The following is a 24,493-nucleotide window of genomic DNA, read 5'->3' as shown; positions in this document are numbered from 1 at the left end:
GGTTCAAGGTGCGACAGGAGATCGCTGTCGGTTGCAGTGGTCCGCGCCCACAAGTCTCATTGATAGCAGAGGAACAGTGAATGCCCCCACCGACTCCACAACGCGCCGACTACCGCCATTTCCAGCCCATCACCACGCGCTGGCATGACAACGACATCTATGGCCATGTGAATAACGTCACCTATTACAGCTTCTTCGACAGCGCCGTGAACAGCTATCTGATCGAACAGGGTGGGCTGGATATTCACGATGGGGAGGTGGTGGGCTTCGTGGTCAGCTCATCCTGTGACTATTTCGCGTCGATTGCCTACCCGGATCTGATCGAGATCGGGCTGCGTGTGGGCAAGCTTGGCAACAGCTCTGTGCAATACGAATTGGCAGTGTTCAAGGCTGGCGAGCAGGAGGCCCGTGCGGCGGGGCGTTTCGTGCATGTGTTTGTTGATCGGGCGTCGAACCAGCCAGTGCCGATTCCCGCGTCGCTTCGTCAGGCCATGGAGCGTCTGTCGGCCTGAAATGACAACCGGCCGCTCGAGGGCGGCCGGATGCTAAGCGGTAATTGCACTGCGCCAGGTCTCAGCGATGGCGCCAGCCGCGATGACGGCCATTGTCATGATGACGGTAGCCATGACCGTGACGATAGTCGCGGCGGTCACCACGATAACCGCGACGGTTGTCGTCGTCGTGACGGCTCTGATCGCCCATGTAGTTGCCCAGCGCGCCGCCAGCGCCACCGCCAGCTGCTGCGCCGATCAGGCTGCCGGTGCTGCCGCCGACACTGCGGCCGATGACGTTACCGCCCGCTGCGCCAAGACCGCCGCCGATGGCGGCTTCAGTGCGGTTGTGGCGATTTGCGCCAACAGCGCCACCTGCGGCGCCGCCCAGACCTGCGCCAATCGCGGATCCGGTGCTGCCGCCAAGTTGCTGGCCAACAGCCGAACCCAGTACCCCACCCAATGCGCCGCCCACACCGGCCGTCACGTTGTCGCCAGCAGAGGCGAAACCGGTGGCCAGGGTGAGGGACAACAACAGAATCGAGGAATACTTCATGTATGGATGCTCGTAGGGATGACGACGCGATCCTGCAATCATGAAGAAAATGTCACAATCGAAATCCGACGAATAACACGACTTGTATACAAATCGATAAGCTATTGTTTTTAGTCGGGAACTTAAGTGCTTTTGGTCAGTCCTAGATTACTTCACACAGGCCCGAATCATGCGATTCGGGCCTTTTTTGTGGGCAAACGGATGGTCAAGTTGTAGGGGGGCGCGCAACTGAGCGTGAATTTGTTCGCCCAAATGCAGGAGTGAGCTTGCTCGCGATCAGGCGTGTCAGTTGTAGTGCTCATCACTGTCCCACCGAAATCGCGAGCAAGCTCACTCCTACAGGGTTGGGTGGCAACGAATCAAATAATCCGCGCCACTTCGCTGTGCCGCTCCAGTTTGATCGCCACGAACTTGGACGTCGGTGTGTGGCTGCCGTCGCCAACGCTTTCCAGTGGCACCAGAGGGTTGACCTCTGGATAGTAAGCCGCCGCCTGACCGGCCGGGATGTCGAACGGCAACAGGGTAAACCCTTTGACCCGACGCACGATGTCATCGCCCCAGATCGACACGATATCGGCCTTCTGACCCGGTACGAAACCCAGGCGAACGATGTCGGCCTCGTTGAGGAAAATCACGTCGCGTTGCCCCTTCACACCGCGATAACGGTCGTCCAGGCCATAAATGGTGGTGTTGTACTGATCGTGGGAGCGCATCGATTGCATGATCAGGTCCGGCACGATACCGGTTCCGCGGATGCTCTCATGCACCAGGTCCTGCGGCAGCTGGTTCGACTTGAAGTTGGCGCGCGCACTCGGCGTGTTCCACTTGCGCGAACCGGCCGTGCTTCCCAGGTAAAAACCGCCCGGATGTTTGATCTTCTCGTTGAAATCCTTGAACGCCGGAATGGTGTCAGCGATCAGGTCGCGGATACGGCTGTAGTCTTCGACCAGCCACAACCAGTCTACCGGCTGCTTGCCCAGCGTTGCGTTGGCGATGCCGGCCAGGATCGCAGGCTCCGAACGCATGTGGCGCGATAGAGGCTTGAGCTGACCGTTGGATGCGTGAACCATGCTGAACGAGTCTTCCACGGTTACTGCTTGCGGACCTTCGGCCTGGATGTCGATGTCGGTACGGCCAAAGCACGGCAGGATCAGCGCTTCCTTGCCGTGGGTCAGATGGCTTCGGTTGAGCTTGGTGCTGATCTGTACGGTCAGGTCGCAGTTGCGCAGTGCTTCGAAGGTGCGCGGGCTGTCGGGTGTCGCCTGGGCGAAATTGCCGCCCAGACCGATGAAGACTTTGGAGCGACCTTCGAGCATCGCGTGAATCGCTTCGACCACGTTGTGGCCGTTGTCGCGCGGCACTTTGAACTGGAAGCGTTTTTCCAGCGCATCGAGGAAAAACGCAGGGGGGCGCTCGTTGATCCCCATCGTGCGGTCACCCTGCACGTTACTGTGGCCACGCACCGGGCACAGGCCTGCGCCTGGCCTTCCGATGTTCCCGCGCAGCAGCATCAGGTTGGCGACTTCCTGAATGGTCGGGACCGAATGACGATGCTGAGTGATGCCCATCGCCCAGCACATGATGACGTTCTTGCCTTTGACGTACATGCGCGCGGCACGCTCGATGTCGCTCAGTGGCAGGCCGGATTGCTCGACGATGAATTCCCAGGAGGTTTCATCGACCACGGCCAGGTAGTCGAGCACGCCATGAGTGTGTTCGTTCAGGAATGCGTGATCGAATACCGAAGGTTCGTTGTTGGCCTGAGCCTCACGCTCCCATTGCAGTAGGAACTTGGCCATGCCGCGCAGCAGCGCCATGTCGCCGCCCAGCGCCGGACGGAAGTACGCGGTGTTGGTCGGCTCAGAGCCGTTGCTGAGCATTTCCAGCGGATGTTGAGGGTGTTGGAAACGCTCCAGGCCACGCTCTTTGAGCGGGTTGACGCAGACCACCTGAGCACCGCGCTGCACTGCTTCACGCAGCGGTTCGAGCATGCGCGGGTGGTTGGTTCCAGGGTTCTGGCCCAGCACGAAAATCGCGTCGGCGTGTTCGAAATCATCAAAGGTCACGGTGCCTTTACCGACGCCAACGCTTTGCGACAGCGCGACACCACTGGCTTCGTGGCACATGTTCGAACAGTCAGGAAAGTTGTTGGTGCCGAAGGCGCGCACGAACAGCTGATACAGATAGGCGGCTTCGTTGCTGGCCCGACCCGAGGTATAGAACTCGGCCATGTTCGGGCTTGGCAAGTTGTTCAGGTGCCTGGCGATCAGGGCGAAAGCATCATCCCAGGCAATCGGCTTGTAGCGGTCGGATTCGGCGTCGTAGACCATCGGCTCGGTCAGGCGGCCCTGATATTCGAGCCAGTAGTCACTTTGCTCCAGCAGCGAGGTGACGCTGTAGCGAGCGAAGAAGGACGGATCGACGCGGCGTTTGGTGGCTTCCCAGTTGACCGCCTTGGCGCCGTTCTCGCAGAACTTGACCATGCCGCTTTCCGGCGAGTCTCCCCATGCGCAGCCAGGGCAGTCGAAGCCGCCGTTCTGGTTGGTCTTGAGCATCATGCGCAGGTTTTTCAGCGCGTTGTCACTGGTCAGCCAGGCTTGTGTCACGCTGATCAGGGCGCCCCATCCACCGGCCGGCCCTTTGTAGGGCTTGTAGCGCGGAACTGGGGTCTTGTCGGCTTGTTTGTGCATGCTCACGCTTTGTTCTCCAAGGCAGGGCTATAAACCCTCGGCGCACTGTGTTTAGGCAGATGAATGAGATTGAGGTTGTGACGGCGGGCCCATTGCAGCGCCAGGCCCGTGGGCGAGGACAGGCTGACAAGGGTTTGAATGCCGGCACGTAACACTTTTTGGATCAGTTCCAGGCTGCAGCGACTGGTGACCACCGCAAGACCGCCTGTGGTCGGAATGTTCTGGCGAATCAGAGCCCCGATCAGCTTGTCGAGCGCGTTGTGACGACCGATGTCTTCCCGGCCCATCAGCAGCTCGCCCTTGTCGTTCATGAACATCGCCGCGTGGACCGCGCCGCAGTGCTGGCCCAGTGGCTGAAAATCGTCCAGACGTTCGCGCAGCCCTTCGAGCCATTCGGCAGGCGGCAACGGCGCGCCGGGCAACACGTTCAGTTCCGGCAGCGCCTGTTCCACCGCCTCCACGCCACACAGCCCACAGCCGCTGGTGCCAGCGAGTTGTCGGCGTTGGGTCTTGAGGTTCCAGAATGCACGACTGGCAATCTCCACTTCAGCCGTCTGCGCAGAGCCGCAACCGCCAAGCTTGATATCGTAGATTTCGTCAGGGGACTCGATGATGCCGCTGCCGATGCTGAAACCAACGATGAAGTCTTCGAGGTCGGTGGGGGTAACCAGCATCACGGCCTGACTGATGCCGTTGTAGGCAATGGCCAACGCCACCTCTTCGGCGAGCACGTTAGGTTCGCAGGTGTCGTGCGCGAGGTTCGAGTAGCTGTAGGACTGGCTTGCGGCAGGCGCGGGCAGTTGTTTCGCGGGCGCCGTGCTTTCCGTGTGCTTGGAATGCATCGGGAATTACCGGCAGATTATTCAGGCTTGTTAGCCTAGGCCTCCGGTGGAGTAACGTCTAATCGCTAGTACTGATGTCTTGATAGATGACGTCGATCAAGACGGTTCGATCATTTTCTGATACAGCCCGAAACAGGCCTCTGCCAACGCCGAGCGCGGGGCGGAGCGGCGCATGATCAAGCCCAGCCGGGCGAGGGTCTGGGCATGTTCGATGGGTTGCAGTTGCAGGTGTTCGGTGAGGGTTTCCAGGCCGCCGTCGAGGGGCATGATCGCGCAGCAGAAACCACCGTGCACTGCCTGGAGTAACTGATGCACTGCATCGGTCTGGAGAATGGGCTGGGGCTGCAAGCCACGACTGTGAAAGTTGTGGTCGATGGACTGACGAAAATGCATACCGCTGGTGAGCATGCCCAGCGGCAACTCGATCAGGCTCTCCCAGCTCAGCGGCTCTTCACCAAAACTGAAATGACGCTGGTCGTACATCAGTCCCATGCGGGTTTCAGCGAGCTCCAGCGAGTCGAAACGGTCAGTGTCCAGCCGTTCCAGATACGACACACCCAGGTCGAGACGATTGCTCGCCAGTTGATCCAGGATTTGCTCGGAGCTGAGCGAGGACAATTCGAAGCGCATGTTCGGGTGAACGCTGTGCAGGCGTTGCAACAGGGAAAGCGGGTCGAAGTTCGACAGCGGCACTACACCCAGTCGCAGAGTACCGACCAGGTGCCCGCGACAGGCAGCGGCTTCGGCCTGCAAGCCGTCATAGGCGGCCAACACCGTGCGCGCCCATGCCAGCACCCGCTCGCCGGGGGCGGTGAAACCCTCGAAGCGCTGACCGCGGTTGACCAGCGGCAAATCCAGTTCTTCTTCCAGATTGCGCAGGCGCATGGACAGCGTTGGCTGAGTGATATGGCAGCGCGCAGCCGCCTGCCCGAAGTGACGGGTTTCGTCGAGGGCGATCAGGAATTTCAGCTGCTTGATATCCATTGTCACTCCGCAAGGCACAGGGCTGGCTGGCCGATTCTAACGCGGCAGGATGTCGCATGGGGTGTTGATTGCCGATGGGGTCATTGGTCGGATCGCACAGACTCGCAACGGCGAGCGGCTATGGTTTGAATTCGGACATCACAAAAAACGCAGGGAGAACGAGTTATGAGCATTTTCAGTTTTCTGAAGGACGCCGGAGAAAAGATCCTCGATGCGCTGACCCCAGGGAACGCCAATGCTGACGAGGTCCTGAAAAAACATATTTCAGAGGTTGGTCTGGGTAACCCGAACATCACCGCGACGGTGGAAGGGGATAAAGTCACGCTGACGGGTGAGGTTGCCAGTCAGGAAGAAAAGGAAAAGATCATTCTGGCTGCAGGGAATATTGCAGGTGTAGGCAGCGTCGATGATCAAATTACTGTCAGCGGGCCGCCCGTTGCTGCGGCGAAATTCGTCACGGTCGAGAAGGGCGATACCCTGAGCGCCATTTCGAAGCGTGTGTATGGCGACCCGAACAAGTATCAGAAGATCTTTGAAGCGAACAAACCGATGCTCAAGGATGTGAACAAGATCTACCCAGGGCAGGTTTTGCGCATTCCCGAATAAACCCATTCCCTGTAGCAGTCCGGCTTGCCGGCGGTGGCGCTTTTGAGATCGCCACCGCCGACAAGCCGAACGGCTACACGTGTTGCACCGCCGTCTACAACCCCTCGATCAGCAGCCGATAATCCTCGAGCGCCGCAAATTCTTCCGTGTCCTTCGGCCCCTTTTTGCTGTCCGGCTCCCGCACCGCGAGCAGATGCTTGACGCCATACCGTCCGGCGCTGCGCAGGATCGGCAGGGTGTCGTCGATGAACAGGCTGCGCGCCGGGTCGAAATCTATGTCGGCGTGGAGTGCGTCCCAGAATTGCGGGTTTTCCTTGGGGAAACCATAATCGTGGGAGCTGATCAGCCGTTCGAAATAGGGTGCCAGCTGCAAGCGCTCCATCTTCAGCGACAGCGAGTCGCGATGGGCATTGGTGATCATGATCACGCGCTTGCCAGCGTGTCTGATGGCTGCGAGAAAAGTCTCGGCGTCGGGGCGCAGCGCGATCAGGTGAGCGATCTCGACCTTCAGGTCTTTCACTGACAGCTTCAGCTCCGCGCTCCAGAAGTCGGTGCAATACCAGTTCAACGTCCCCGCGTTCTTTTCGAACAGAGGCATCAGCTCCATTTGAGCCATGGCGCGGCTGACACCGTGCAGTTCGGCATAGCGCTGAGGCAGATGCTCAAGCCAGAAGTGATTGTCAAAGTGCAGGTCCAGTAGCGTTCCGTCCATGTCCAGCAGAACGGTGTCGATATCGCGCCAGGGCAAAGAAGGCATACAGGTCTCTCGGCGGTGAATAAATTGCTGTGGTTTTCTGGCAAAGACATTCGGGAAAGCCACGGTATAGTACCCCGTCTACGCCAAGGAGCTCCGTCATGCGCCAGAAACCCACTGTCCTCGCTCGCGAAATCGTAGCGAGCAGCCGTCTGTTCCGCGTCGAAGAAGTGCAACTGCGCTTCTCCAATGGCGTCGAACGCGTTTACGAACGTCTGGTTGGACGCGGCAATGGCTACGGGGCAGTGATGATCGTGGCGATGATCGATGCCGAGCACGCCGTGCTGGTCGAGGAGTACTGCGGCGGCACCGACGAATATGAGCTGTCGCTGCCCAAGGGCCTAGTCGAGCCGGGCGAAGACGTACTGGCCGCAGCCAATCGTGAACTCAAGGAAGAGGCAGGTTATGGCGCCCGGCAGTTGGAGCATCTCACTGAGCTGTCGTTATCGCCAGGCTACATGAGTCAGAAGATTCAAGTGGTGCTCGCGACCGAGCTGTACGAAGAGAGCCTCCCGGGCGACGAGCCAGAGCCGATGCGCGTCGACAGGATCAATCTGCGAGAGCTCTCCGGCCTTGCACAACACCCTCAATTTTCCGAAGGGCGCGCCCTGGCAGCGCTGTACCTTGCACGTGATCTGCTAACCCAGCGCGGGGTGTTTCAGCCATGACCCAAGCTTTTTCAGACTTGCCGCACCCGCTCATGGGGCCTGTCATTGATCTGTGCCGTCGCGCCGGAGAAGTCATCCTGCCTTACTGGCGCTCGGGTGTGGAGGTCACGGCCAAGTCCGATGATTCGCCTGTCACCGCCGCCGATATCGCCGCCCATGAATTGCTGGTTGCGGGTTTGAAAGAGCTGGACCCAAGCATTCACATTCTGTCCGAAGAAGACGCCGACATCCCGCTGAGCGAGCGCAGTCAATGGCAGCGCTGGTGGCTGGTAGACCCTCTGGATGGCACCAAGGAATTCATTTCAGGCAGTGAAGAGTTCACCGTCAACGTGGCGCTGATCGAAAACGGCCGTGTGGTGTTCGGTGTGGTGTCGATGCCGACCAACGACCGCTGCTACTTCGGTGGTGCGGGTCTGGGTGCGTGGTGCAGCGACGACGCCGCTGACATCGAACCGATCAAGGTGCGCAACCAGCCGGGTGCTGGCGAGTCATTCACTGTCGTGGCCAGCCGCCGTCACTCAAGCCCTGAGCAGGAAAAACTGCTGGCCGGATTGTCTGCGGCAGTGGGCGAGTTGAAACTGACCAATATCGGCAGCTCGCTGAAGTTCTGTCTGCTGGCGGAAGGCGCCGCTGACTGCTATCCACGTCTGGCACCTACCTCGCAGTGGGATACCGCCGCCGCACAGGGCGTGCTGGAGGGCGCGGGCGGTGTGGTGCTGAATCTGGCCGGGGAGACCTTCGATTATCCTGCTCGGGAATCGCTGCTCAACGCATTTTTCCTGGCGTTGCCTGGTGAGGCGAGGTGGCGAGATGCGCTGATCGAACTGGCGAAGGGCTGAAGCACAGGCTTTCGATTCAGCCCGTTTTGCGACGGCTTCGCAGCCGATCGCAGGCAAGCCAGCTCCCACGCCCTTCGGGCCGAAGCGCATCGGGGGTCAGCGATGCAGAACGTACTGCCCCACGAACTCAACCGCTGACTCATCCGAATCCTCGGCGACAATTCGCGATGCCAGTGACAACCGCGCTCGACCACGCCGCCGGTACATCCTGACGAACCGCTCCCAGATAGCGTCATCCGGCGCATCACAGATCGCTACGCCGTCGCGTCTGACCGGCAGCGGATAGCTGATCTGGCCCTGTTGAATCACGATGTGCCCGTCGTCGATCCCGGCTTCTTTCAGGCGTAGATAGAGCCACCCCCAACCCGCCAGCACCGCGCCGCAATACAGGCTGCCGCCGAACAGCGTGCTCTTGTGATTGATGTTGGGCTCTAGCGGCAGGTGCAGACGCAACGAGTGGTTTTGCCAACTGATGACCTTGACGCCCATCTCGCGCGTCAGGGGGATGTCGTTATGCAGGACGGCTTCCAGCAGTCGGGAAGTCGAGTCAGTCATTGTCATCGGAACCACCACCGGTGAAGCTCAGTCCATGCTTGCGCAGTTTGTCGTGCAGGGTCTTGCGGGGCACACCGAGCGACTCGGCCAGACTGCGTACGGAGCCATGAGGGCGGGTCAGTTCGGCAGCGATCAAGGCTCGTTCAAACGCCTCGACCTGCTCGCTGAGTCCTCCACTCGAGGGTGGTAGCTGTTGCTGGGCAGCCCCTTCAAGTTCAAGCTCCAGACCCAAGGCAAAGCGTTCGGCGGCGTTCTGCAACTCGCGCACGTTGCCCGGCCAGCTGTGACGCAAGAGCACGGCGCGGTGCCCCGGCTGGAGTTCGTGACGCGGCAGGCCGTGGCGTAGACTCGCCGCGTCAGCGAAGTGCTGAAACAGCGCCAGCGCATCCTCGCCACGTTCGCGCAACGGCGGAATCCGCAGCGGGGCGACATTCAAACGGTAATACAAGTCGGCACGGAAACGGCCCTGATCCGCGGCGTGTCGCAAGTCTTCCTTGGTGGCGGCGATCACCCGGATATCGAGCTTGATCTGTTGATTGCCGCCCAGGCGCTCCACAACCCGCTCCTGCAAAAGACGCAGCAGTTTGACCTGCACATCCATGCTCATGCTTTCGATTTCGTCGAGGAACAGCGTGCCGCCGTTGGCGAACTCGAACTTGCCAATGCGCCGCTTCTGCGCCCCGGTGAATGCGCCAGGCTCGTGGCCGAACAGCTCGCTTTCCACCACCGACTCGGCAAGCGCCCCGGCGTTGATCGCCACGAACGGCCCCGTTCGACGACTGGACAAGTCATGCAGTGCGCGGGCGACGACTTCCTTGCCGGCGCCGGTTTCGCCAAGAATCAGCACATCGGCCTTGGTCGCGGCCAACGCTCCGATCTGATCGCGCAGCCGCTGCATCGGGGCTGAAAGCCCAACCAGGCGCGTGCTCAGTTGTTGTCGGTCGCTCAGTTCAAGACGCAGGCTGCGGTTGTCCAGGACCAATCGACGCAGCGCCAGCGCCCGCCGCACGCTGTCGAGCAGGGCGTCACTGGCAAAGGGTTTTTCGAGGAAATCATAAGCACCCGCGCGCATCGCCTGCACAGCCAACGGTACATCGCCGTGTCCGGTGATCAGCAGCACGGGCAGTTCGGGGTCTTGCGCATGAAGCTGGTTCAGCAATTCAAGGCCATCGATGCCGGGCATGCGGATATCACTGACGATGACGCCCGGCCAGTCGCGCTCGATTCGCGCTTGCACGCCTTGGGCATCGCTCAGCGGCAGAATTTTCAGACCGGCCAGATCCAGAGTCTGGCTCAAAGCCTGACGCAGGTGCGGGTCGTCGTCGATCAGCACCACCTGAATACGGCTGTCGATGGCGGTGTCCGTGGTCATGCGGATAAATCCTCTGGCGGTTGAAGACTGACGCCCGAGGCCCCGGTGCGCATGCGTAATGTCAGCAGCGCGCCCCCCTCGGGGTGATTGGCGAACAGCAGTTCGCCGCCCAGTGCGCGCATCAGGGTATCGCAGATCGCAAGGCCAAGACCAAGGCCCTGGGTGCGGGTCTTGGTGGTGAAGAACGGCTCGCGTGCATGTTCCAGTGCCTCGCGGGAGAAACCTGGGCCATTGTCCCTGATGAACAGATTGACGCCCTCGGCACTGTGTTCGGCACTGATCCACAGTTTGCGCGGCGGGCCTTTTTCGGTCAGCGCGTCCAGTGCGTTCGCCAGCAGGTTGCCCAAAACCTGGCGCAAGCGGGTCTCTCCCGCCTGTACCCACAACGTAGCGTCGGGCAGGTCGCGTATCAGCTCGACGTCCATGGCGCGGCGACGTTTGGCCAGCAGCGCCAGCGCGTCGTCCAGTGCCGGTTGCAGGGCTACGCTTTCCGGCGCATGACGGTCGCGACGGGCGAACGCGCGAAGGTGGGCGATGATTGAGGCCATGCGCCCGGTCAGCTCGCTGATGAGCTTGAGATTGCCGCGCGCGTCGTCGGTGCGTTGATGGTCGAGCAGCACTTCGGCGTTTTCCGCATAGCTTCGAATCGCCGCCAGTGGTTGATTGAGTTCGTGGCTGATGCTCGCGGACATGGTTCCCAGTGCCGAGAGCTTGCCGGCCTGAACCAGCTCATCCTGAGCGCGGAACAGCTCCTGCTGGGCATGCTCGCGTTCCAGAACTTCCTGACGCAGCCTCCTGTTCAAGCCTTCCAGATCGCTGGTTCGCTCGATGACCCGCGCCTCCAGTTCCCGTCGAGCCTGGGCCTCGAAGTTGATGCGGTCCAGATAATGACGGCGGCGCTGCATCATGATTCCCAGCAGCAACATCACCACCAGCAGCGTGGCTCCGCCGATGGCAACGACCGTGCGCACGGGGCGCGAGACCAGGATTTTGGGCGCCAGGATATTCACGCTCCAACCGGTTTCGTCGATCTGCTGGGTCTGCGTCAGCCAGCCGTTTTCATCCAGCTGCAAAGGGCGCGGATCGCGCGTCGGGTAGGGCTGGATGGCGACGATGGCCTGTTTCTCTTCCTCACTCAACGGACGTGTTGCGCGAAAACGCCAGTTGGGGTTGGAGGTCAGGATGACGACTCCGTTGTGGTCGGTGACGAGCAGTTGTTCAGGCGTCTTGCCCCACAGGGTTTCAGTCAGGTCCAGGTCGACCTTGACCACGAGAACCCCGATGACCGTGTTGCCGTCGCGCACGGCGGCGGCAAAGAAGTAGCCGCGTTTGGCCGAAGTGGTGCCCAGGCCGAAGAAACGGCCCAGATTGCCCGCCATGGCGTTGCTGAAGTAAGGACGAAAGGCAAAGTTGCGGCCGACGAAACTGTCCTGTTTGTCCCAGTTGGATGCCGCAAGGGTATCGCCGTTCGGGGCCATCAGGTAGATGACTTCGGCGCCGGTCTGCCGCGCCGTGTTCATCAGCAGTTGATTGGCCTGCTCTTGCGTCTGCTTGTCCTGCGGGTTGGCGAGCATGGTGCGCAGCCCTGGCAGATCCCCCAGAATCTGCGGCAGTACCTCGTAACGATGCAGCGTGCCGAGCAGGTTGGCGACGTACAGATCCAGCGTCTGACGATTCTGGCTCAGCAACTCGCTGCGGTAGTAATGCTCGGCCAAGCGCTCGAGCGGCCACAGCAACGGCGCGAGGATCAGCGCCAGCAGGGCCAGACTGCGCCAGCGCGGGCGGCGTGGAAGAGAGGTAGTCATCGTAGGGCGTACGCCGGTTGAAATCGGATGTCCGCCGCATTATGCCTACCGCTGCTGCGCTAAGCACTCCAGCAATGCGTCATGCCAGTCTGGCTGAGTGACACCCCATTCACGTTCCAGACGGCTGCAGTCCATGCGTGAGTTGAGAGGGCGTCTGGCCGGCGTCGGATAGGCGCTCGAGGGTATCGGCTCAAGGCTTGCGCAGGGTTTGCCAACTGAGGTCAATGCCTGACCGATGGCCTGTGCAAAACCGAACCAGGACGTCTCGCCGCTGGCGCTCAGGTGGTAAACACCCCACGCGCCGGGCTGGCCGTCACGCCAGCGCTCGATCATTACGCGCGTGCTTTGCGCGATGGTGCCTGCCCATGTCGGTGCGCCGATCTGGTCGGCGACGATGGTCATTTTTTCCCGTTCTTGCAGCAGGCGTTGCATAGTCAGCAGAAAGTTACGGCCAGTCAGGGAGTAAACCCAACTGGTGCGCAGAATCAGGTACTGACCGCCGGCCTTTTCAATAGCCTGTTCACCCGCCAGTTTGCTACGGCCGTAGACACCCAGCGGGTTGGGCGCGTCTGACTCCGTCCACGCCCCGTCCTTACTGCCGTCGAATACGTAGTCGGTGGAATAGTGAATGAACGGAATGCCCAGCATGGCGGCTTCTTCGGCAAATACGCCGGGCGCGGTGCCGTTGATCGCAAGCGCCAGATCCGGCTCGCTTTCGGCCTGGTCCACCGCTGTGTGGGCAGCGGCGTTGATGATCAGGTCGGGTTTGATCTCACGCACCACGGGCCGGATCGACTCAGGCTGGCTCAGGTCCAGTTGATCGCGCCCCAGCACGATCAACTCGCCCAGCCCCTTGAGCGCCTCCTGCAACGCCTGCGAAACCTGGCCGTGTTGCCCGCTGATCAGAATCCGCAGCGGCGCACTCACGGAAACAGATCCGCTTCTTTCAGAAGTTTGCCGACTTGATCCTTGGCCGATAGCGTTGGCGCTTCCGACAGGCCCCAGTCGATCCCCAGATCCGGATCGTCCCAACGAATGCAGCGCTCGGCGGAGGGGGTGTAATAGTCGGTGGTCTTGTACAGGAAGTCGGCATGGTCACTCAGTACCACGAAGCCATGGGCAAAACCTGGCGGAATCCACAGTTGTCTGGCGTTTTCCGCCGACAGCTCCAGACCGAACCATTTGCCGAAGTGCGGGGAGCTGCGACGAATGTCGACGGCGATATCCATCACCTTGCCCGCAGTGACCCGTACCAGTTTGCCCTGCGGGTTTTCGATCTGGTAATGCAGGCCGCGTAACACGCCCTTTTGCGAGCGCGAATGGTTGTCCTGTACGAACTGGGCGTTAATCCCGGTTTTTTCGGTGAAAGCCTTGGCGTTGAAGCTCTCGTAAAAGAATCCACGCTCATCGCCGAACACCTTGGGTTCGATGATGAGCACTTCGGGCAATTCACTCGCGATGACGTTCACTGGCTTTCCCCCGCGACTTTGAACAGGTATTGACCGTAGCCTGTCTTGCCAAAATAGTCAGCCCGGCTCAGCAGGTGAGTGCGGTCGATCCAGCCGTTCTGGAAGGCAATTTCTTCAAGGCAAGCGACTTTCAGGCCTTGGCGATGCTCGATGGTCTGCACGTATTGGGAGGCGTCCAGCAGACTGTCGTGGGTGCCGGTGTCGAGCCAGGCGAAGCCTCGGCCGAAGCGCTCCACACGCAGGTCGCCGCGCTGCAGATAGGCATTGTTGACGTCAGTGATCTCCAGTTCACCCCGTGACGACGGCTTGACGTCTTTGGCCACCTGGATGACTTCGTTGTCGTAGAAGTACAGGCCTGTGACGGCGTAGCTGGACTTCGGTGCCTTGGGTTTTTCCTCGATGGACAGTGCGCGGCCTTTCTCGTCGAAATCCACGACACCGAAACGCTCTGGATCCTTGACCCAATAACCGAAGACCGTTGCACCGGACTCCTGATCGGCGGCGCGTTTGAGTTGATCGCTGAAGTGTTGGCCGTGGAAAATGTTGTCGCCCAGAATCAGGCACACCGAGTCATCCCCGATGAACTGCTCGCCGATCAGGAACGCCTGGGCCAGACCATCGGGCCTGGGCTGTTCGGCATACTGGAAATGCACGCCGAACTGACTGCCATCGCCCAGCAGGGCGCGGTACTGGGGCAAGTCCAGCGGTGTGGAGATGATCAGGATGTCCTTGATGCCGGCGAGCATCAGGACCGAGATCGGGTAGTAGATCATCGGTTTGTCGTAGATCGGCAGCAACTGCTTGGAGACGCCGAGTGTGATGGGGTGCAGGCGAGTGCCCGAGCCCCCTGCCAATACGATTCCTTTGGTCATGCGATCAGATCCTTGACGTTGGTACCCAGGCGTTCGCCCTGATAGCTGCCGTCCTGCACGTTGCGGCACCATTCCAGATTGTCCAGATACCACTGCACGGTCTTGCGCAATCCGGATTCGAAGGTTTCTTCCGGCGTCCAGCCAAGTTCGCGTTCGATCTTGCTGGCGTCGATGGCGTAACGCATGTCATGGCCAGGGCGGTCGGTCACGTAGGTGATCAGATCCGCATAGTTGGCCACGCCTTTACGGTGTTCTGGCGCCAGCTCCTCCAGTAACGCGCAGATGCCACGCACGACGTCGATGTTCTTCTGTTCGTTATGGCCGCCGATGTTGTAGGTCTCGCCTACCTTGCCCTCGGTGACCACCTTGAGCAGCGCACGGGCGTGGTCCTCGACGAACAGCCAGTCGCGCACCTGCAGACCGTTGCCATACACCGGCAGCGGTTTGCCGGCCAACGCATTGAGGATCACCAGCGGAATGAGTTTTTCCGGAAAGTGGAAGGGCCCGTAGTTGTTCGAACAGTTGGTCACGACCACCGGCAGACCGTAGGTGCGCTGCCAGGCGCGCACCAGATGATCGGACGCCGCTTTGCTGGCCGAATACGGGGAGCTTGGCGCATAGGGCGTTGTTTCGGTGAACAGATCATCCACGCCGTGCAGGTCGCCATACACTTCGTCGGTGGAAATGTGATGGAAGCGGAACGCCGCACGCTCGGTGTCGGGAAGAGTCTGCCAGTAGCCACGGGCCGCTTCGAGCAGGCTGTAAGTCCCGACGATATTGGTCTGGATGAACTCGCCCGGCCCGTCGATGGAACGGTCGACATGCGACTCCGCTGCCAGGTGCATGATCGCGTCGGGTCTGAAGCGCGCCAGCACCTTGCTCACCGCGGCCTGATCGACGATGTCTTGCTGCACGAACTCGTAGCGAGTGTTGGTGACTATGCTTTGCAACGATTCGAGGTTGCCTGCGTAGGTCAGTTTGTCGAAGTTCAGTACGTCATGATCGGTGTTGTTGATCAAATGGCGGATCAGCGCAGAACCGATAAAGCCGGCGCCACCGGTGACAAGTATTCGCATGGCTAAACCTTCTTCCCTGGATGGACGTCAAGATGACGAAGCATAGCTTGTGGTGGGGTGATGACAGGCGCAAGGCGCAAACCGCCCAGAGGCCATGAAATTAATTGATTGGCTGGCTTCGATAGCGTCATAAAACCGCCGTGACTGTTTCATCGCCTTAACGACCACGCTATCTAGCGGTGGTTGAAAAGATTTCTCTTCGCTAACCCCGACGGGGTTGCTTATCCATTGCGCACTTGGCGATATTGCCTGTCCATCCAACCCTTGGGACCTTTCACATGCCGCTCGCCACCCTGATTCGCCGATCCAGTCTCCCGTGCCCGGAAGTCACCCCCGATCAGGCGGCTGCGTGGCTGTCGGTGCACTACGGCCTGTCAGGCCCCTTGAAAGAGCTGGGTAGCCATCAGGATCGTAACTTTCTGCTGGACAGCGGCGACGGGCGACGCTTCGTACTGAAAATCTGCCACGGCGACTACTCGACCCTCGAACTGGCGGCTCAGCACGAGGCCCTGCGCCATCTGAGCCGTCAGTCCGATGTGCGTGTACCGGCGGTCATTGCCGCCGTAGACGGGAATGATCTGTTGACGCTGGCGGTAGACGGTCATCCGGTGCATGTGCGACTGCTTGAGTTCATCGACGGCCGGTCGCTGGCGCACGTGGCGCATTTGAGCCGCCAGGTCATGACCGGACTGGCCGAGCTTTGCGCCCAGGTGGATATCGCGTTGGCGGGCTTCGAGCACCCTGGACTGGAGCGCATTCTGCAGTGGGACCCGCGCCACGCCAGTGCGCTGATCAAACACCTGTTGCCGGTCATCGAGAACGCCGAGGAACGGGCGTGTATCGAAGAGGCAGCGCTGCAAGCGCATGCCAGACTGTTGCCGCTGATCGCTCAGTTGCCGGTTCAGGCGATCCATATGGACATCACTGAATACAACGTGGTCTGGGATCGCGACTCGCACCGCATGTGGCAATTGCAGGGGCTGATCGACTTTGGTGATCTGGTGCGTACCTGGCGTATCGCCGACCTCTCGGTCACTTGCGCTGCACTGCTGCATCACGCCGACGGGGACCCGCTGTTCATCCTGCCCGCCATCGCGGCCTATCACGCGATCAACCCCTTGCAGCGTGAAGAGTTGCAGGCGCTGTGGCCGTTGATCGTCGCGCGCGCGGCGGTGCTGGTGCTCAGCAGCGAACAGCAGGCCAGCATCGAGCCCGATAACGCTTACATCCAGGCCAATCTGGGCAGCGAATGGAACATCTTCGACGTCGCGACTGCCATTCCCATGGCCTTGATGGAGGCGGCGATTCTCGATTGCGTGGGGCTGCTCGACGAGAGCGACCGCGCAGAAGCGTTTTCGCCCTTGCTGCCGACGTTGAGTGGGCAGCGCTTCACGGCGGTGGATCTTGGAGTGCTCAGTGAGCATTTCGAGGCGGGCAATTGGGAGCAAAGCGGCTTCGACGAGCAATTGCTCAAAGAGGCCGCATACGCCCATGGTCTGGCTACCAGCCGCTATGGCGAATATCGTTTGTCGAGAACGCTGCCGGACAGCCATCAAGAGCCGGAGACCTTTGCCCTGCATGTGGAATTGCTGATCCCACACGGCACTGCAGTTCACGCGCCCTTTAACGGTACGTTGCGGCACACCGCCGACGGTGCATTGATGCTGGTCGGGACCGATGCGAATCTGCGCTTGTGGGGTGTGCGCTCGGATTTCGACTCCGGTGTTGAGTTCGGCGCCAGCGACGTGATCGGGCAGGGCGGCGGTTCACTGATCGTGCAGCTGTGTTCCGAGCCGGATGTCAGCCCTCCCTTGTTCTCGACCCCTTCCAGGGCCGCTGCATGGCGAGCGTTGTGCCCTTCGCCCAAGGGGATGCTGGGCTTCGATTGTGACGCGCCGACACTGGCCGACGCCGCCGAATTACTGGCCCGTCGCGACGCGAGTTTTGCCCGTTCGCAAAAGCATTACTACCAGGCGCCGCCGCAGATCGAACGCGGATGGCGCAACCACCTGATCGACATGCAGGGCCGTTCGTATCTGGACATGCTCAACAACGTCGCAGTGCTCGGTCACGGACATCCGCGCATGGCCCAGGTCGCTGCAAAACAGTGGTCGCTGCTCAATACCAATTCGCGCTTTCACTACGCGGCCATCGCCGAATTCTCCGAGCGGCTGCTCGAGCTTGCGCCGGAAGGGATGGATCGAGTGTTTCTGGTCAACAGCGGCACCGAGGCCAATGATCTGGCGATTCGGCTGGCGTGGGCCTACAGCGGCGGGCGTGATGTCCTGAGCGTGCTCGAGGCGTATCACGGTTGGTCGGTTGCGACAGACGCCATCTCCACGTCCATCGCCGACAACCCGCAAGCGCTCAGCACGCGCCCGGACTGGGTGCATCCGGTGGTGGCCCCCAATACCTACCGTGGCGAGGCCCGCGGTGCCGACAGCACGCCGTTTTATCTGAAGAGCGTTGATGCCCATCTCGCCCGACTTGCCGAACAGGGCCGCCAGTTGGCCGGCTTCATCTGCGAGCCGGTGTATGGCAACGCCGGCGGAATTTCACTGCCGCCGGGTTACCTGCAACAGGTCTACCAGAAAGTCCGCGCACAAGGCGGCGTCTGCATCGCCGACGAAGTCCAGGTCGGATACGGTCGGCTGGGGCAGTATTTCTGGGGCTTCGAAGAGCAGGGCGTGGTGCCGGACATCATCACCATGGCCAAAGGCATGGGCAATGGTCATCCGCTGGGCGCGGTGATTACTCGCCGGGAGATCGCCGAAGCGCTGGAGGCCGAGGGGTATTTCTTTTCCTCTTCGGGGGGCAGTCCGGTGAGTTGCCGGATCGGCATGGCGGTGCTTGATGTCATGAAAGAAGAGCAGCTTTGGGAAAACGCCCAACGGGTCGGTGGTTATTTCAAGGAGCGATTGCTGGCGCTGATCGATAAACACCCATTGGCAGGCGCGGCCCACGGCTCGGGGTTTTATCTGGGGCTGGAACTGGTACGTGATCGCCAGACCCTCGAGCCTGCCACCGAAGAGACCACGTACCTGTGCGACCGTTTGCGCGAGCTGGGTATCTTCATGCAACCGACGGGTGACTACCTGAACATCCTGAAGATCAAACCGCCGATGGTCACCACCCGGCGCAGCGTCGATTTCTTCGTGGATAACGTGTCGAAGGTATTGAGCGAGCTGGAGGATTAACGGATGTGTGCCAGGCAGATGCCCTGTATTCGCCCGGCTTGCCAGCGATGGCTTTCTCGAGACCGCTATCGCCAGCACACCCGATCACACTGGATGAATATCGGTTATTTTTGGCTAGCTGCCCTGTCTCAGATGTTAATAGCCTTTTAAGACCGATTTTTATCGGATATAAAGGTGGCGAGATTGACCGCAATACATTCGCAGCGCCTGGGGCTTCTTCCGTGACCGTCGTCCCAACCTGTATGGTGCCTTGCAAACCCTGGACGGTTCACTGGAGTCCTGATTCACATGACCACACTTAACAGCACCCCCCGCGCCGATGGTTTCTACATGCCCGCCGAATGGGCTCCGCAGACCCAGACCTGGATGGTCTGGCCAGAGCGCCCGGACAATTGGCGTCTGGGCGGCAAGCCGGTGCAGACCGCGCATGTCGCTGTCGCCAAGGCCATCGCCCGGTTCGAACCGGTGACGGTCGCCGTATCGGCGGCGCAATACGACAACGCTCGCGCACGTCTGGATGTGCCGAACATTCGGGTCGTGGAAATCAGCAACGATGACGCATGGGTGCGCGACACCGGCCCGACCTTCGTCATCAACGATGACGGCGAAGTGCGCGGCGTGGATTGGGGCTTCAACGCCTGGGGCGGGTTTGACGGCGGTCTGTACTCACCGTGGAACCTGGACGCAGCGTTGGCGAGCAAGGTATTGGAAATCGAACGTTGCCCGCGCTATGTCACCGAAGACTTCGTGCTGGAGGGCGGCTCGATCCATGTCGACGGCGAAGGCACGCTGATTACCACCGAAGAATGCCTGCTCAACCGCAACCGCAACCCGCACCTGTCTCGCGAAGAGATCGAAGGGGTGCTGCGCGATCACCTCTCTGTGGAAAAAATCATCTGGTTGCCGGACGGCCTGTACAACGACGAAACCGACGGCCATGTGGATAACTTCTGCTGCTACGTGCGCCCGGGCGAGGTGTTGCTGGCCTGGACCGATGATCCGAAAGACCCGAACTACCCTCGCTGCCAGGCGGCGATGGGTGTGCTGGAAAACGCGAAGGATGCAAAAGGCCGTTCATTCATCGTTCACAAAATGCCGATTCCGGGCCCTTTGTTCGCCACCGAAGAGGAATGCGCCGGCGTTGATCAGGTGCATGGCAGTCAGGAACGCAACCCTTCGGTGCGTCTTGCCGGCTCCTATGTGAATTTCCTTATCGTGAACGGCGGCATCATCGCACCGAGTTTCGAGGATCCGCTGGACGAAACCGCGCGCAAAATTCTGCAGCAACTGTTCCCCGAGCATGAGGTGGTCATGGTGCCAGGCCGTGAGCTACTGCTGGGCGGGGGCAATATTCACTGCCTGACCCAGCAACAACCGGCGCCTCACCGTCGCTGAGTTGGTTCGCTTCTTGCTGTCTTGGAAGCCCATCGGACGATGGGCTTTTTTGTGGGCGGCGTTTTAGCGCTGATCCCGCGCAAGACGTTCAGATTTGTTAAACGGTTGTCCCATTCGTTCGTTTGTAACAAAAGCTGAGTAGTTTTCGCAGTCCAAGGCACACGAGGTTATCCCTATGAACGCAGGTCATGAGTCACGAGTGACTCGAGGTTTGTCTGCGAGCAATGAAGCACGGCAGATGATGGCGGACTGGTTACGGATAACCCAGGCTCCACGGTTACAAGATCACAATCAGGTTCCGGACTATCGCGCCATGCTGAAGCAGCGGTATCCGTGCGGCCTGATCAACGACGCTGAAATGGAAGCGCTGCTGGGCATTCTGCACAGTTGATGCGTTTGCCTCTCCAGGGTCTGGAGAGGCGTGCACACTCGTCGGTTTGCCTTTCATCAAATTGACACGCTTGTATGCCGGGGATAGCATTCGCGGTCCACCGCCTGTGGCCAAGCGCCATGTACGTGCATCAGTAGTCCACTGCGATGATTTCGTGCGGGCTTCCACGATTGTTTACAGTCTTGGGAGACGCAATTACCTGTCCGGGTATTTGCCACAGCGCGCGATTAATCTGCTCACAAGGACAACAAGATGAAACAGCGTATCGGCCTGCTCACTCTGGGCATCATCGCCGCCACTCACGCCATGGCGGACGGCCAGGCAGACTCCAAAGGCTTCGTCGAAGACAGCAGCCTGAAGGTCAATCTGCGCAACGCCTACATCAGCCGCGACTACAAGAACGGACCTGAAGACCGCGCCGAGTGGGGCCAGGCGTTCATGGCCAACTATTCGTCCGGTTTCACTCAGGGCACGGTCGGCGTCGGTGTCGATGCCTTCGGTCTGTACGCTGTTCGTCTGGACGGTGGTAAAGGCAAAAGCGGCGCAGGTGGTATCGACTTCTTCAAGCAGGGCGACAGCGGTAACGCGGCCGACGATCTGCAGCGTTTCGGCGGCGCGGTCAAATTCCGCATCTCCAACACTGTGCTCAAATACGGCGCCATGATGCCGGAGCTGCCGGTGCTGAGTTACGACAACTCGCGCCTGCTGCCTGAGAGCTACACCGGCACCATGATCACATCCGAAGAGATCAAGGNCGACGCTCTGAGCGGCGCGTTCTACGCCTCCGACGACGAAGACACGCTGAAAAAGCAGTACGTGAACCTGAACTACGTCTGGGCCCTGCCGCAAGATCAGTCGCTGACGTTCGACTTCAACGGCTACAAGACCAAGCTGGACAAAGAAGTCGCTGTCGACGACGCCCGCGATAACAAGATCTGGAGCCTGGCCGCCACTTGGGCCGTTGGCATCCACTCCTTCACCATTGCGCACCAGCGCAGCACCGGCGAAACCGGCTACAACTACGGCGGCTATCGCAATAACGGTGGTTTCAGCGATGGCGGTAACACCATCTACCTGGCCAACTCCTACTGGTCCGACTTCAACGGCAAGGACGAGCGGTCCTGGCAAGTGGGCTACGGTGTGAACCTGGCCACCGTCGTCACTCCCGGCCTGAGCTACAAAGTGGCTTATGTGCGCGGCGACAACATCGACGACGGTTCCGACCGTGGCCGTGGCGAAGAGCGCGAGCTGTTCAGCCAACTGAGCTACGTCGTCCAGAGCGGCCCGGCGAAAGACCTGTCCCTGCGTCTGCGCAACTCCTGGCTGCGCGTTTCCAACGATGTGGATAACTACAACGTCGGCGGTAACGAAACCCGTATCTTCATCGACTACCCGATCAACGTTTTCTGATGTTGAACGGCTGTTGAGCTGACGCTGCAAAAGAACGCCCCGGTCGAGAGACCGGGGCGTTCTGGTTTTGAAGTGGGACCAGATCCGCGGAAATTTTCTTCATAGGTGGTATTGGGCTATTGCCTGCTACGGCTTTTGATGGGAGTACAATGCGCTCTCAGCGTCTATGCTCCAGATTTTCCGGGACCGAAACCAACGCCCATGTCCAAAGCCACTCGCAACCGCCTGATTAATGCCATCGTCTTCTTCGCGGAGAACACTGATTGTTGCGGAAAGATAAAGCTGTTCAAGCTGCTTTATCTGCTTGATTTCGAACATTTCAAACAGACCGGCAAGAGTGTTACGGGCTTTGAGTATCAAGCCTGGAAATTCGGCCCCGTGCCGGTGGATCTTATGGAAGAGTGGGAAGACTTGGGGCCGGACCTTGCGCAGGCCGTACGGATTGTTCCCCGGCGTGTCCTTGACTTTGATCGGATGCAGGTCGAGGTCCTCCCTGGAGTTGAATTCGATTCCGATGACTTTTCGCAACGACAGCTTTCGATCATGCAAGCGTTGGCTGATCGCTATAAAACCACTTATTCACCACGCATGATCGATGTTACCCACGAGCAGAATGGTGCGTGGGACAAGGTCTGGCAGGACGGGCGCGGCAGTCATGAAGTTATCCCTTACGCTCTGTCGATTACTGACGATGCGCTGGATCGCGAAGGTTTTCTGAAAGTGGCGTCTCAGCAGGCGATGTATCAATCGGCTCTGGAAGCTGCGCGAATCAACGCGGGTGCCGGATGAGCAAGGTGACGGCTGTCGAAGGGCAGATTTGGCGTGATGACTGTTATTACTTCGATAACGTGACCGGTGAGTGCAAACGCAAGTTCGTGCTGGTACTGGCCGTTGATTCTGGATCGAGCGATTTGGTGACGGCTGTCTTCACTTCCAAGTCCCATGGACTTGTCGAGAACCCTGCGTGCTTTCTCGGGCCACCACGTGCGGGTTACTACGTCGGTATTCCGGGTGACAATCTGCCGCTGCAAAGCTGGGTCGAGTTCAGCAGTGTCGAAACGTTGGATTGCGACGATCTGGCTATTCATGTGAAAAGCGGTCGCAAACGCCTGATGAACCAGAGTCTTTCTGCCTCGCTATTTTGTGCCGTACTCAGATGTGTGCTGCAGTCACCTGATATAACGCGCCGACAATCTCGTTGGGTCGGCGACACGGCGGCGTTATTAAACTGTGCATGAATAACGTTTCTGGCGCACCTTTGGCGTCATGGTTAACATTGCCGCATTAACCCTCATCGATCACACCTCATGGCCCTCGCCGCTCCACCTGACCTCTCCGATATCGCCGTCCCGGTGCAGCCGTTGTCACGGACGTACCCGCGTGGTTTGTACATCGAGCCCCATGAGCATGACTGGGGGCAGGTGTTGTATGCGATGTCGGGTGTGATGTGGGTCGAGACGCCGAACGAGGCGTTGGTGGTCCCGCCCCAGCGTGCGCTGTGGCTGCCGCCCGGTGTGCCTCATGGCATCCGTGTGGTGTCGGATCTGGAGATGCGCAACATCTACCTTCGCCCGGCGCTGGCGCAGACACTGGAAGGCACGGTTCAGGTCTTTGAAGTCGCGCGGCTGTTGCGCGAATTGATCATCAATCTGGTAGCCGAACAGGATAAGGACTCGGACTACTACAGTGCCCTGGTCAGCCTTGCCTTGCTCGAACTCAAGAAAGCCAAGCGTTCGCTGCTCAAGGTGCCGATGCCCGATGACAGTGATCGTCGCCTGATGAACGTTTGTCAGGCGGTGATGATCGAGCCCTCCATCGACGTGCCTTTCGAGCAGCACGCGGAAAATGCCGGGGCCAGTGTGCGAACGCTCTCCCGTCTGTTTCAGGCCGTGCTGGGCATGGGGTTCGCCGAGTGGCGGCGGCAAGTGCAATTGGCGACGGCGGTGGCTGAAATCATTCAGGGAGTTCCGGTCAGCGTGATTGCCCGGTCGATGGGGTATTCCCCCAGCAGTTTCAGCGACATGTTCCGCCGCGAGCTGGGCATGGCGCCCTCGCAATATCCGCTTGGCGAGCAAGCTGGCTGAGACCGTCGCTGATCTGTAGCAGTCCGGCTTGCCGGCGGAAGCGATCTCTAGAATGTCACCGCCGGCAAGCCGTGCTGCTACAGCGGCGTTGATCGGCATATTGGCGGTGTCAGCAAAGTTGTGACTGTCCGAAAATCAGAAGTACTTGGCCGGTAGCTTTTCTGGCCCGTCCCTACACTCCGTACATCGCTAAACATCGCCGTGCCGCCATCGCGCCGCACGACGCAATGCACCGGAGTTCATCATGAGCTACATCCTCTCACTCGCAATCGGTATCGCCGTTGGTCTGCTTTACGGCGCTTTGGACTTCCGCTCGCCAGCGCCGCCACTGATCGCGCTGGTAGGTCTGCTCGGCATGCAGGCCGGCGAACAGCTATGGCCAATGGGCCGACAGCTGTTCGCCAACCTGATGTCCTGATCGAGCCAATTCCGTTTAC

24 protein-coding genes and 2 pseudogenes are annotated in these 24,493 nt (G+C 59.9%); 14 read left to right on the top strand and 12 right to left on the bottom strand.

The features are described 5' to 3' along the window. The first annotated feature begins 80 nt into the window (after window positions 1–80). Window positions 81–512: a thioesterase family protein gene (locus D3M70_RS23645; protein ID WP_120128028.1), complete on the top strand. Its 432-nt coding sequence runs from the start codon at window positions 81–83 to the stop codon at window positions 510–512. A 61-nt stretch (window positions 513–573) separates the two neighbouring features. Here D3M70_RS23645 and D3M70_RS23640 read toward each other — a convergent pair whose 3' ends face one another. From D3M70_RS23640 to D3M70_RS23625, 4 genes are all read right to left on the bottom strand, one after another. Further along, on the bottom strand, window positions 574–1,047 hold the full coding sequence (locus tag D3M70_RS23640; RefSeq protein ID WP_120128027.1) for a glycine zipper domain-containing protein: 474 nt from the start codon (window positions 1,045–1,047) through the stop codon (window positions 574–576). Between the two features lie 359 nt (window positions 1,048–1,406). Then, window positions 1,407–3,737: an FdhF/YdeP family oxidoreductase gene (locus tag D3M70_RS23635; protein WP_165869884.1), complete on the bottom strand. Its 2,331-nt coding sequence runs from the start codon at window positions 3,735–3,737 to the stop codon at window positions 1,407–1,409. Window positions 3,738–3,739: 2 nt separating this feature from the next. After that, complete coding sequence (fdhD, locus tag D3M70_RS23630) at window positions 3,740–4,579, bottom strand: formate dehydrogenase accessory sulfurtransferase FdhD (protein ID WP_120128025.1); 840 nt, start codon at window positions 4,577–4,579, stop codon at window positions 3,740–3,742. A gap of 96 nt (window positions 4,580–4,675) precedes the next feature. Continuing rightward, window positions 4,676–5,563 (bottom strand): LysR family transcriptional regulator, encoded by an 888-nt coding sequence (locus D3M70_RS23625; RefSeq protein ID WP_120128024.1) that lies wholly within the window; start codon window positions 5,561–5,563, stop codon window positions 4,676–4,678. 165 nt (window positions 5,564–5,728) lie between these two features. Here D3M70_RS23625 and lysM point away from each other — a divergent pair, with 165 nt between their 5' ends. Further along, the gene (gene lysM, locus D3M70_RS23620) at window positions 5,729–6,169 is read left to right on the top strand and encodes a peptidoglycan-binding protein LysM (RefSeq protein WP_120128023.1); all 441 of its coding nucleotides are present in this window, start codon (window positions 5,729–5,731) and stop codon (window positions 6,167–6,169) included. Window positions 6,170–6,263: 94 nt separating this feature from the next. Here the strand turns inward: lysM and yrfG are convergent, their stop codons facing one another. Beyond that, on the bottom strand, window positions 6,264–6,926 hold the full coding sequence (gene yrfG / locus D3M70_RS23615; RefSeq protein ID WP_120128022.1) for a GMP/IMP nucleotidase: 663 nt from the start codon (window positions 6,924–6,926) through the stop codon (window positions 6,264–6,266). Window positions 6,927–7,024: 98 nt separating this feature from the next. Here yrfG and nudE point away from each other — a divergent pair, with 98 nt between their 5' ends. Together nudE and cysQ are read left to right on the top strand one after the other, a co-directional pair. Then, window positions 7,025–7,591, top strand: coding sequence for an ADP compounds hydrolase NudE (gene nudE / locus D3M70_RS23610; protein ID WP_120128021.1), 567 nt, complete (start codon window positions 7,025–7,027; stop codon window positions 7,589–7,591). Then, complete coding sequence (gene cysQ / locus D3M70_RS23605) at window positions 7,588–8,430, top strand: 3'(2'),5'-bisphosphate nucleotidase CysQ (RefSeq protein WP_120128020.1); 843 nt, start codon at window positions 7,588–7,590, stop codon at window positions 8,428–8,430. The genes nudE and cysQ overlap by 4 nt, the downstream gene beginning before the upstream one ends. A gap of 96 nt (window positions 8,431–8,526) precedes the next feature. Here the strand turns inward: cysQ and D3M70_RS23600 are convergent, their stop codons facing one another. From D3M70_RS23600 to rfbB, 7 genes are read right to left on the bottom strand one after another with little or no spacing between them, the layout of a single operon-like run. Continuing rightward, a complete protein-coding gene (locus D3M70_RS23600; protein ID WP_120128412.1) occupies window positions 8,527–8,991 on the bottom strand; it encodes a YiiD C-terminal domain-containing protein in 465 nt (154 codons plus the stop codon). Next, window positions 8,978–10,357 carry a sigma-54 dependent transcriptional regulator gene (locus D3M70_RS23595; RefSeq protein WP_120128019.1) on the bottom strand — a complete coding sequence of 460 codons (1,380 nt, stop codon included), beginning with the start codon at window positions 10,355–10,357 and terminating at the stop codon, window positions 8,978–8,980. Before D3M70_RS23595 ends, D3M70_RS23600 begins: the two co-directional genes overlap by 14 nt. Further along, entirely contained in the window at window positions 10,354–12,162 is a 1,809-nt protein-coding gene (locus D3M70_RS23590) for an ATP-binding protein (RefSeq protein ID WP_120128018.1), read from the bottom strand. The genes D3M70_RS23595 and D3M70_RS23590 overlap by 4 nt, the downstream gene beginning before the upstream one ends. Before the next feature lie 45 nt (window positions 12,163–12,207). Next, entirely contained in the window at window positions 12,208–13,089 is an 882-nt protein-coding gene (rfbD, locus tag D3M70_RS23585) for a dTDP-4-dehydrorhamnose reductase (protein WP_120128017.1), read from the bottom strand. Then, window positions 13,086–13,631, bottom strand: coding sequence for a dTDP-4-dehydrorhamnose 3,5-epimerase (gene rfbC, locus D3M70_RS23580; RefSeq protein ID WP_120128016.1), 546 nt, complete (start codon window positions 13,629–13,631; stop codon window positions 13,086–13,088). The genes rfbD and rfbC overlap by 4 nt, the downstream gene beginning before the upstream one ends. Further along, window positions 13,628–14,503 carry a glucose-1-phosphate thymidylyltransferase RfbA gene (gene rfbA, locus D3M70_RS23575; protein WP_120128015.1) on the bottom strand — a complete coding sequence of 292 codons (876 nt, stop codon included), beginning with the start codon at window positions 14,501–14,503 and terminating at the stop codon, window positions 13,628–13,630. Before rfbA ends, rfbC begins: the two co-directional genes overlap by 4 nt. Next, entirely contained in the window at window positions 14,500–15,579 is a 1,080-nt protein-coding gene (gene rfbB / locus D3M70_RS23570) for a dTDP-glucose 4,6-dehydratase (protein WP_120128014.1), read from the bottom strand. The genes rfbA and rfbB overlap by 4 nt, the downstream gene beginning before the upstream one ends. A gap of 278 nt (window positions 15,580–15,857) precedes the next feature. Between rfbB and D3M70_RS23565 the strand changes: the two genes are divergently transcribed. From D3M70_RS23565 to D3M70_RS23525, 10 genes and pseudogenes are all read left to right on the top strand, one after another. Then, window positions 15,858–18,776 carry an aminotransferase gene (locus D3M70_RS23565; protein ID WP_120128013.1) on the top strand — a complete coding sequence of 973 codons (2,919 nt, stop codon included), beginning with the start codon at window positions 15,858–15,860 and terminating at the stop codon, window positions 18,774–18,776. Between the two features lie 199 nt (window positions 18,777–18,975). Further along, a pseudogene (locus D3M70_RS33625) lies at window positions 18,976–19,059 on the top strand (hypothetical protein); the annotation flags it as partial. A 5-nt stretch (window positions 19,060–19,064) separates the two neighbouring features. After that, entirely contained in the window at window positions 19,065–20,171 is a 1,107-nt protein-coding gene (gene aguA, locus D3M70_RS23555) for an agmatine deiminase (RefSeq protein WP_120128012.1), read from the top strand. A gap of 199 nt (window positions 20,172–20,370) precedes the next feature. Continuing rightward, the gene (locus D3M70_RS23550) at window positions 20,371–20,562 is read left to right on the top strand and encodes a hypothetical protein (protein WP_305955106.1); all 192 of its coding nucleotides are present in this window, start codon (window positions 20,371–20,373) and stop codon (window positions 20,560–20,562) included. 252 nt (window positions 20,563–20,814) lie between these two features. Further along, a pseudogene (locus tag D3M70_RS33620) lies at window positions 20,815–21,316 on the top strand (OprD family outer membrane porin); the annotation flags it as partial. Between the two features lies 1 nt (window position 21,317). Further along, the coding region (locus D3M70_RS33615; RefSeq protein ID WP_256659959.1) for an OprD family outer membrane porin at window positions 21,318–21,972 on the top strand (655 nt) is incomplete at its 5' end. A 201-nt stretch (window positions 21,973–22,173) separates the two neighbouring features. Beyond that, window positions 22,174–22,761 carry a Panacea domain-containing protein gene (locus tag D3M70_RS23540; RefSeq protein WP_120128009.1) on the top strand — a complete coding sequence of 196 codons (588 nt, stop codon included), beginning with the start codon at window positions 22,174–22,176 and terminating at the stop codon, window positions 22,759–22,761. Continuing rightward, on the top strand, window positions 22,758–23,210 hold the full coding sequence (locus D3M70_RS23535; protein ID WP_120128008.1) for a hypothetical protein: 453 nt from the start codon (window positions 22,758–22,760) through the stop codon (window positions 23,208–23,210). The genes D3M70_RS23540 and D3M70_RS23535 overlap by 4 nt, the downstream gene beginning before the upstream one ends. A gap of 69 nt (window positions 23,211–23,279) precedes the next feature. Beyond that, on the top strand, window positions 23,280–24,056 hold the full coding sequence (locus tag D3M70_RS23530) for a helix-turn-helix transcriptional regulator (RefSeq protein WP_120128007.1): 777 nt from the start codon (window positions 23,280–23,282) through the stop codon (window positions 24,054–24,056). A gap of 244 nt (window positions 24,057–24,300) precedes the next feature. After that, a complete protein-coding gene (locus tag D3M70_RS23525; RefSeq protein WP_120128006.1) occupies window positions 24,301–24,474 on the top strand; it encodes a DUF1427 family protein in 174 nt (57 codons plus the stop codon). Window positions 24,475–24,493 lie beyond the last annotated feature (19 nt).

Source organism: Pseudomonas sp. LS-2 (assembly GCF_003605735.1).
Lineage (GTDB): Bacteria > Pseudomonadota > Gammaproteobacteria > Pseudomonadales > Pseudomonadaceae > Aquipseudomonas.
This window is presented reverse-complemented; position numbering and strand designations above follow the sequence as displayed.

Bases quoted from the DNA above. Each gene is read 5' to 3' on its own strand.
- D3M70_RS23645 (WP_120128028.1), top strand. From the start codon at position 81: ATGCCCCCACCGACTCCACAACGCGCCGACTACCGCCATTTCCAGCCC.
- D3M70_RS23640 (WP_120128027.1), bottom strand. From the start codon at position 1,047: ATGAAGTATTCCTCGATTCTGTTGTTGTCCCTCACCCTGGCCACCGGT.
- D3M70_RS23635 (WP_165869884.1), bottom strand. From the start codon at position 3,737: ATGCACAAACAAGCCGACAAGACCCCAGTTCCGCGCTACAAGCCCTAC.
- fdhD (WP_120128025.1), bottom strand. From the start codon at position 4,579: ATGCATTCCAAGCACACGGAAAGCACGGCGCCCGCGAAACAACTGCCC.
- D3M70_RS23625 (WP_120128024.1), bottom strand. From the start codon at position 5,563: ATGGATATCAAGCAGCTGAAATTCCTGATCGCCCTCGACGAAACCCGT.
- lysM (WP_120128023.1), top strand. From the start codon at position 5,729: ATGAGCATTTTCAGTTTTCTGAAGGACGCCGGAGAAAAGATCCTCGAT.
- yrfG (WP_120128022.1), bottom strand. From the start codon at position 6,926: ATGCCTTCTTTGCCCTGGCGCGATATCGACACCGTTCTGCTGGACATG.
- nudE (WP_120128021.1), top strand. From the start codon at position 7,025: ATGCGCCAGAAACCCACTGTCCTCGCTCGCGAAATCGTAGCGAGCAGC.
- cysQ (WP_120128020.1), top strand. From the start codon at position 7,588: ATGACCCAAGCTTTTTCAGACTTGCCGCACCCGCTCATGGGGCCTGTC.
- D3M70_RS23600 (WP_120128412.1), bottom strand. From the start codon at position 8,991: ATGACAATGACTGACTCGACTTCCCGACTGCTGGAAGCCGTCCTGCAT.
- D3M70_RS23595 (WP_120128019.1), bottom strand. From the start codon at position 10,357: ATGACCACGGACACCGCCATCGACAGCCGTATTCAGGTGGTGCTGATC.
- D3M70_RS23590 (WP_120128018.1), bottom strand. From the start codon at position 12,162: ATGACTACCTCTCTTCCACGCCGCCCGCGCTGGCGCAGTCTGGCCCTG.
- rfbA (WP_120128015.1), bottom strand. From the start codon at position 14,503: ATGACCAAAGGAATCGTATTGGCAGGGGGCTCGGGCACTCGCCTGCAC.
- rfbB (WP_120128014.1), bottom strand. From the start codon at position 15,579: ATGCGAATACTTGTCACCGGTGGCGCCGGCTTTATCGGTTCTGCGCTG.
- D3M70_RS23565 (WP_120128013.1), top strand. From the start codon at position 15,858: ATGCCGCTCGCCACCCTGATTCGCCGATCCAGTCTCCCGTGCCCGGAA.
- aguA (WP_120128012.1), top strand. From the start codon at position 19,065: ATGACCACACTTAACAGCACCCCCCGCGCCGATGGTTTCTACATGCCC.
- D3M70_RS23540 (WP_120128009.1), top strand. From the start codon at position 22,174: ATGTCCAAAGCCACTCGCAACCGCCTGATTAATGCCATCGTCTTCTTC.
- D3M70_RS23535 (WP_120128008.1), top strand. From the start codon at position 22,758: ATGAGCAAGGTGACGGCTGTCGAAGGGCAGATTTGGCGTGATGACTGT.
- D3M70_RS23530 (WP_120128007.1), top strand. From the start codon at position 23,280: ATGGCCCTCGCCGCTCCACCTGACCTCTCCGATATCGCCGTCCCGGTG.
- D3M70_RS23525 (WP_120128006.1), top strand. From the start codon at position 24,301: ATGAGCTACATCCTCTCACTCGCAATCGGTATCGCCGTTGGTCTGCTT.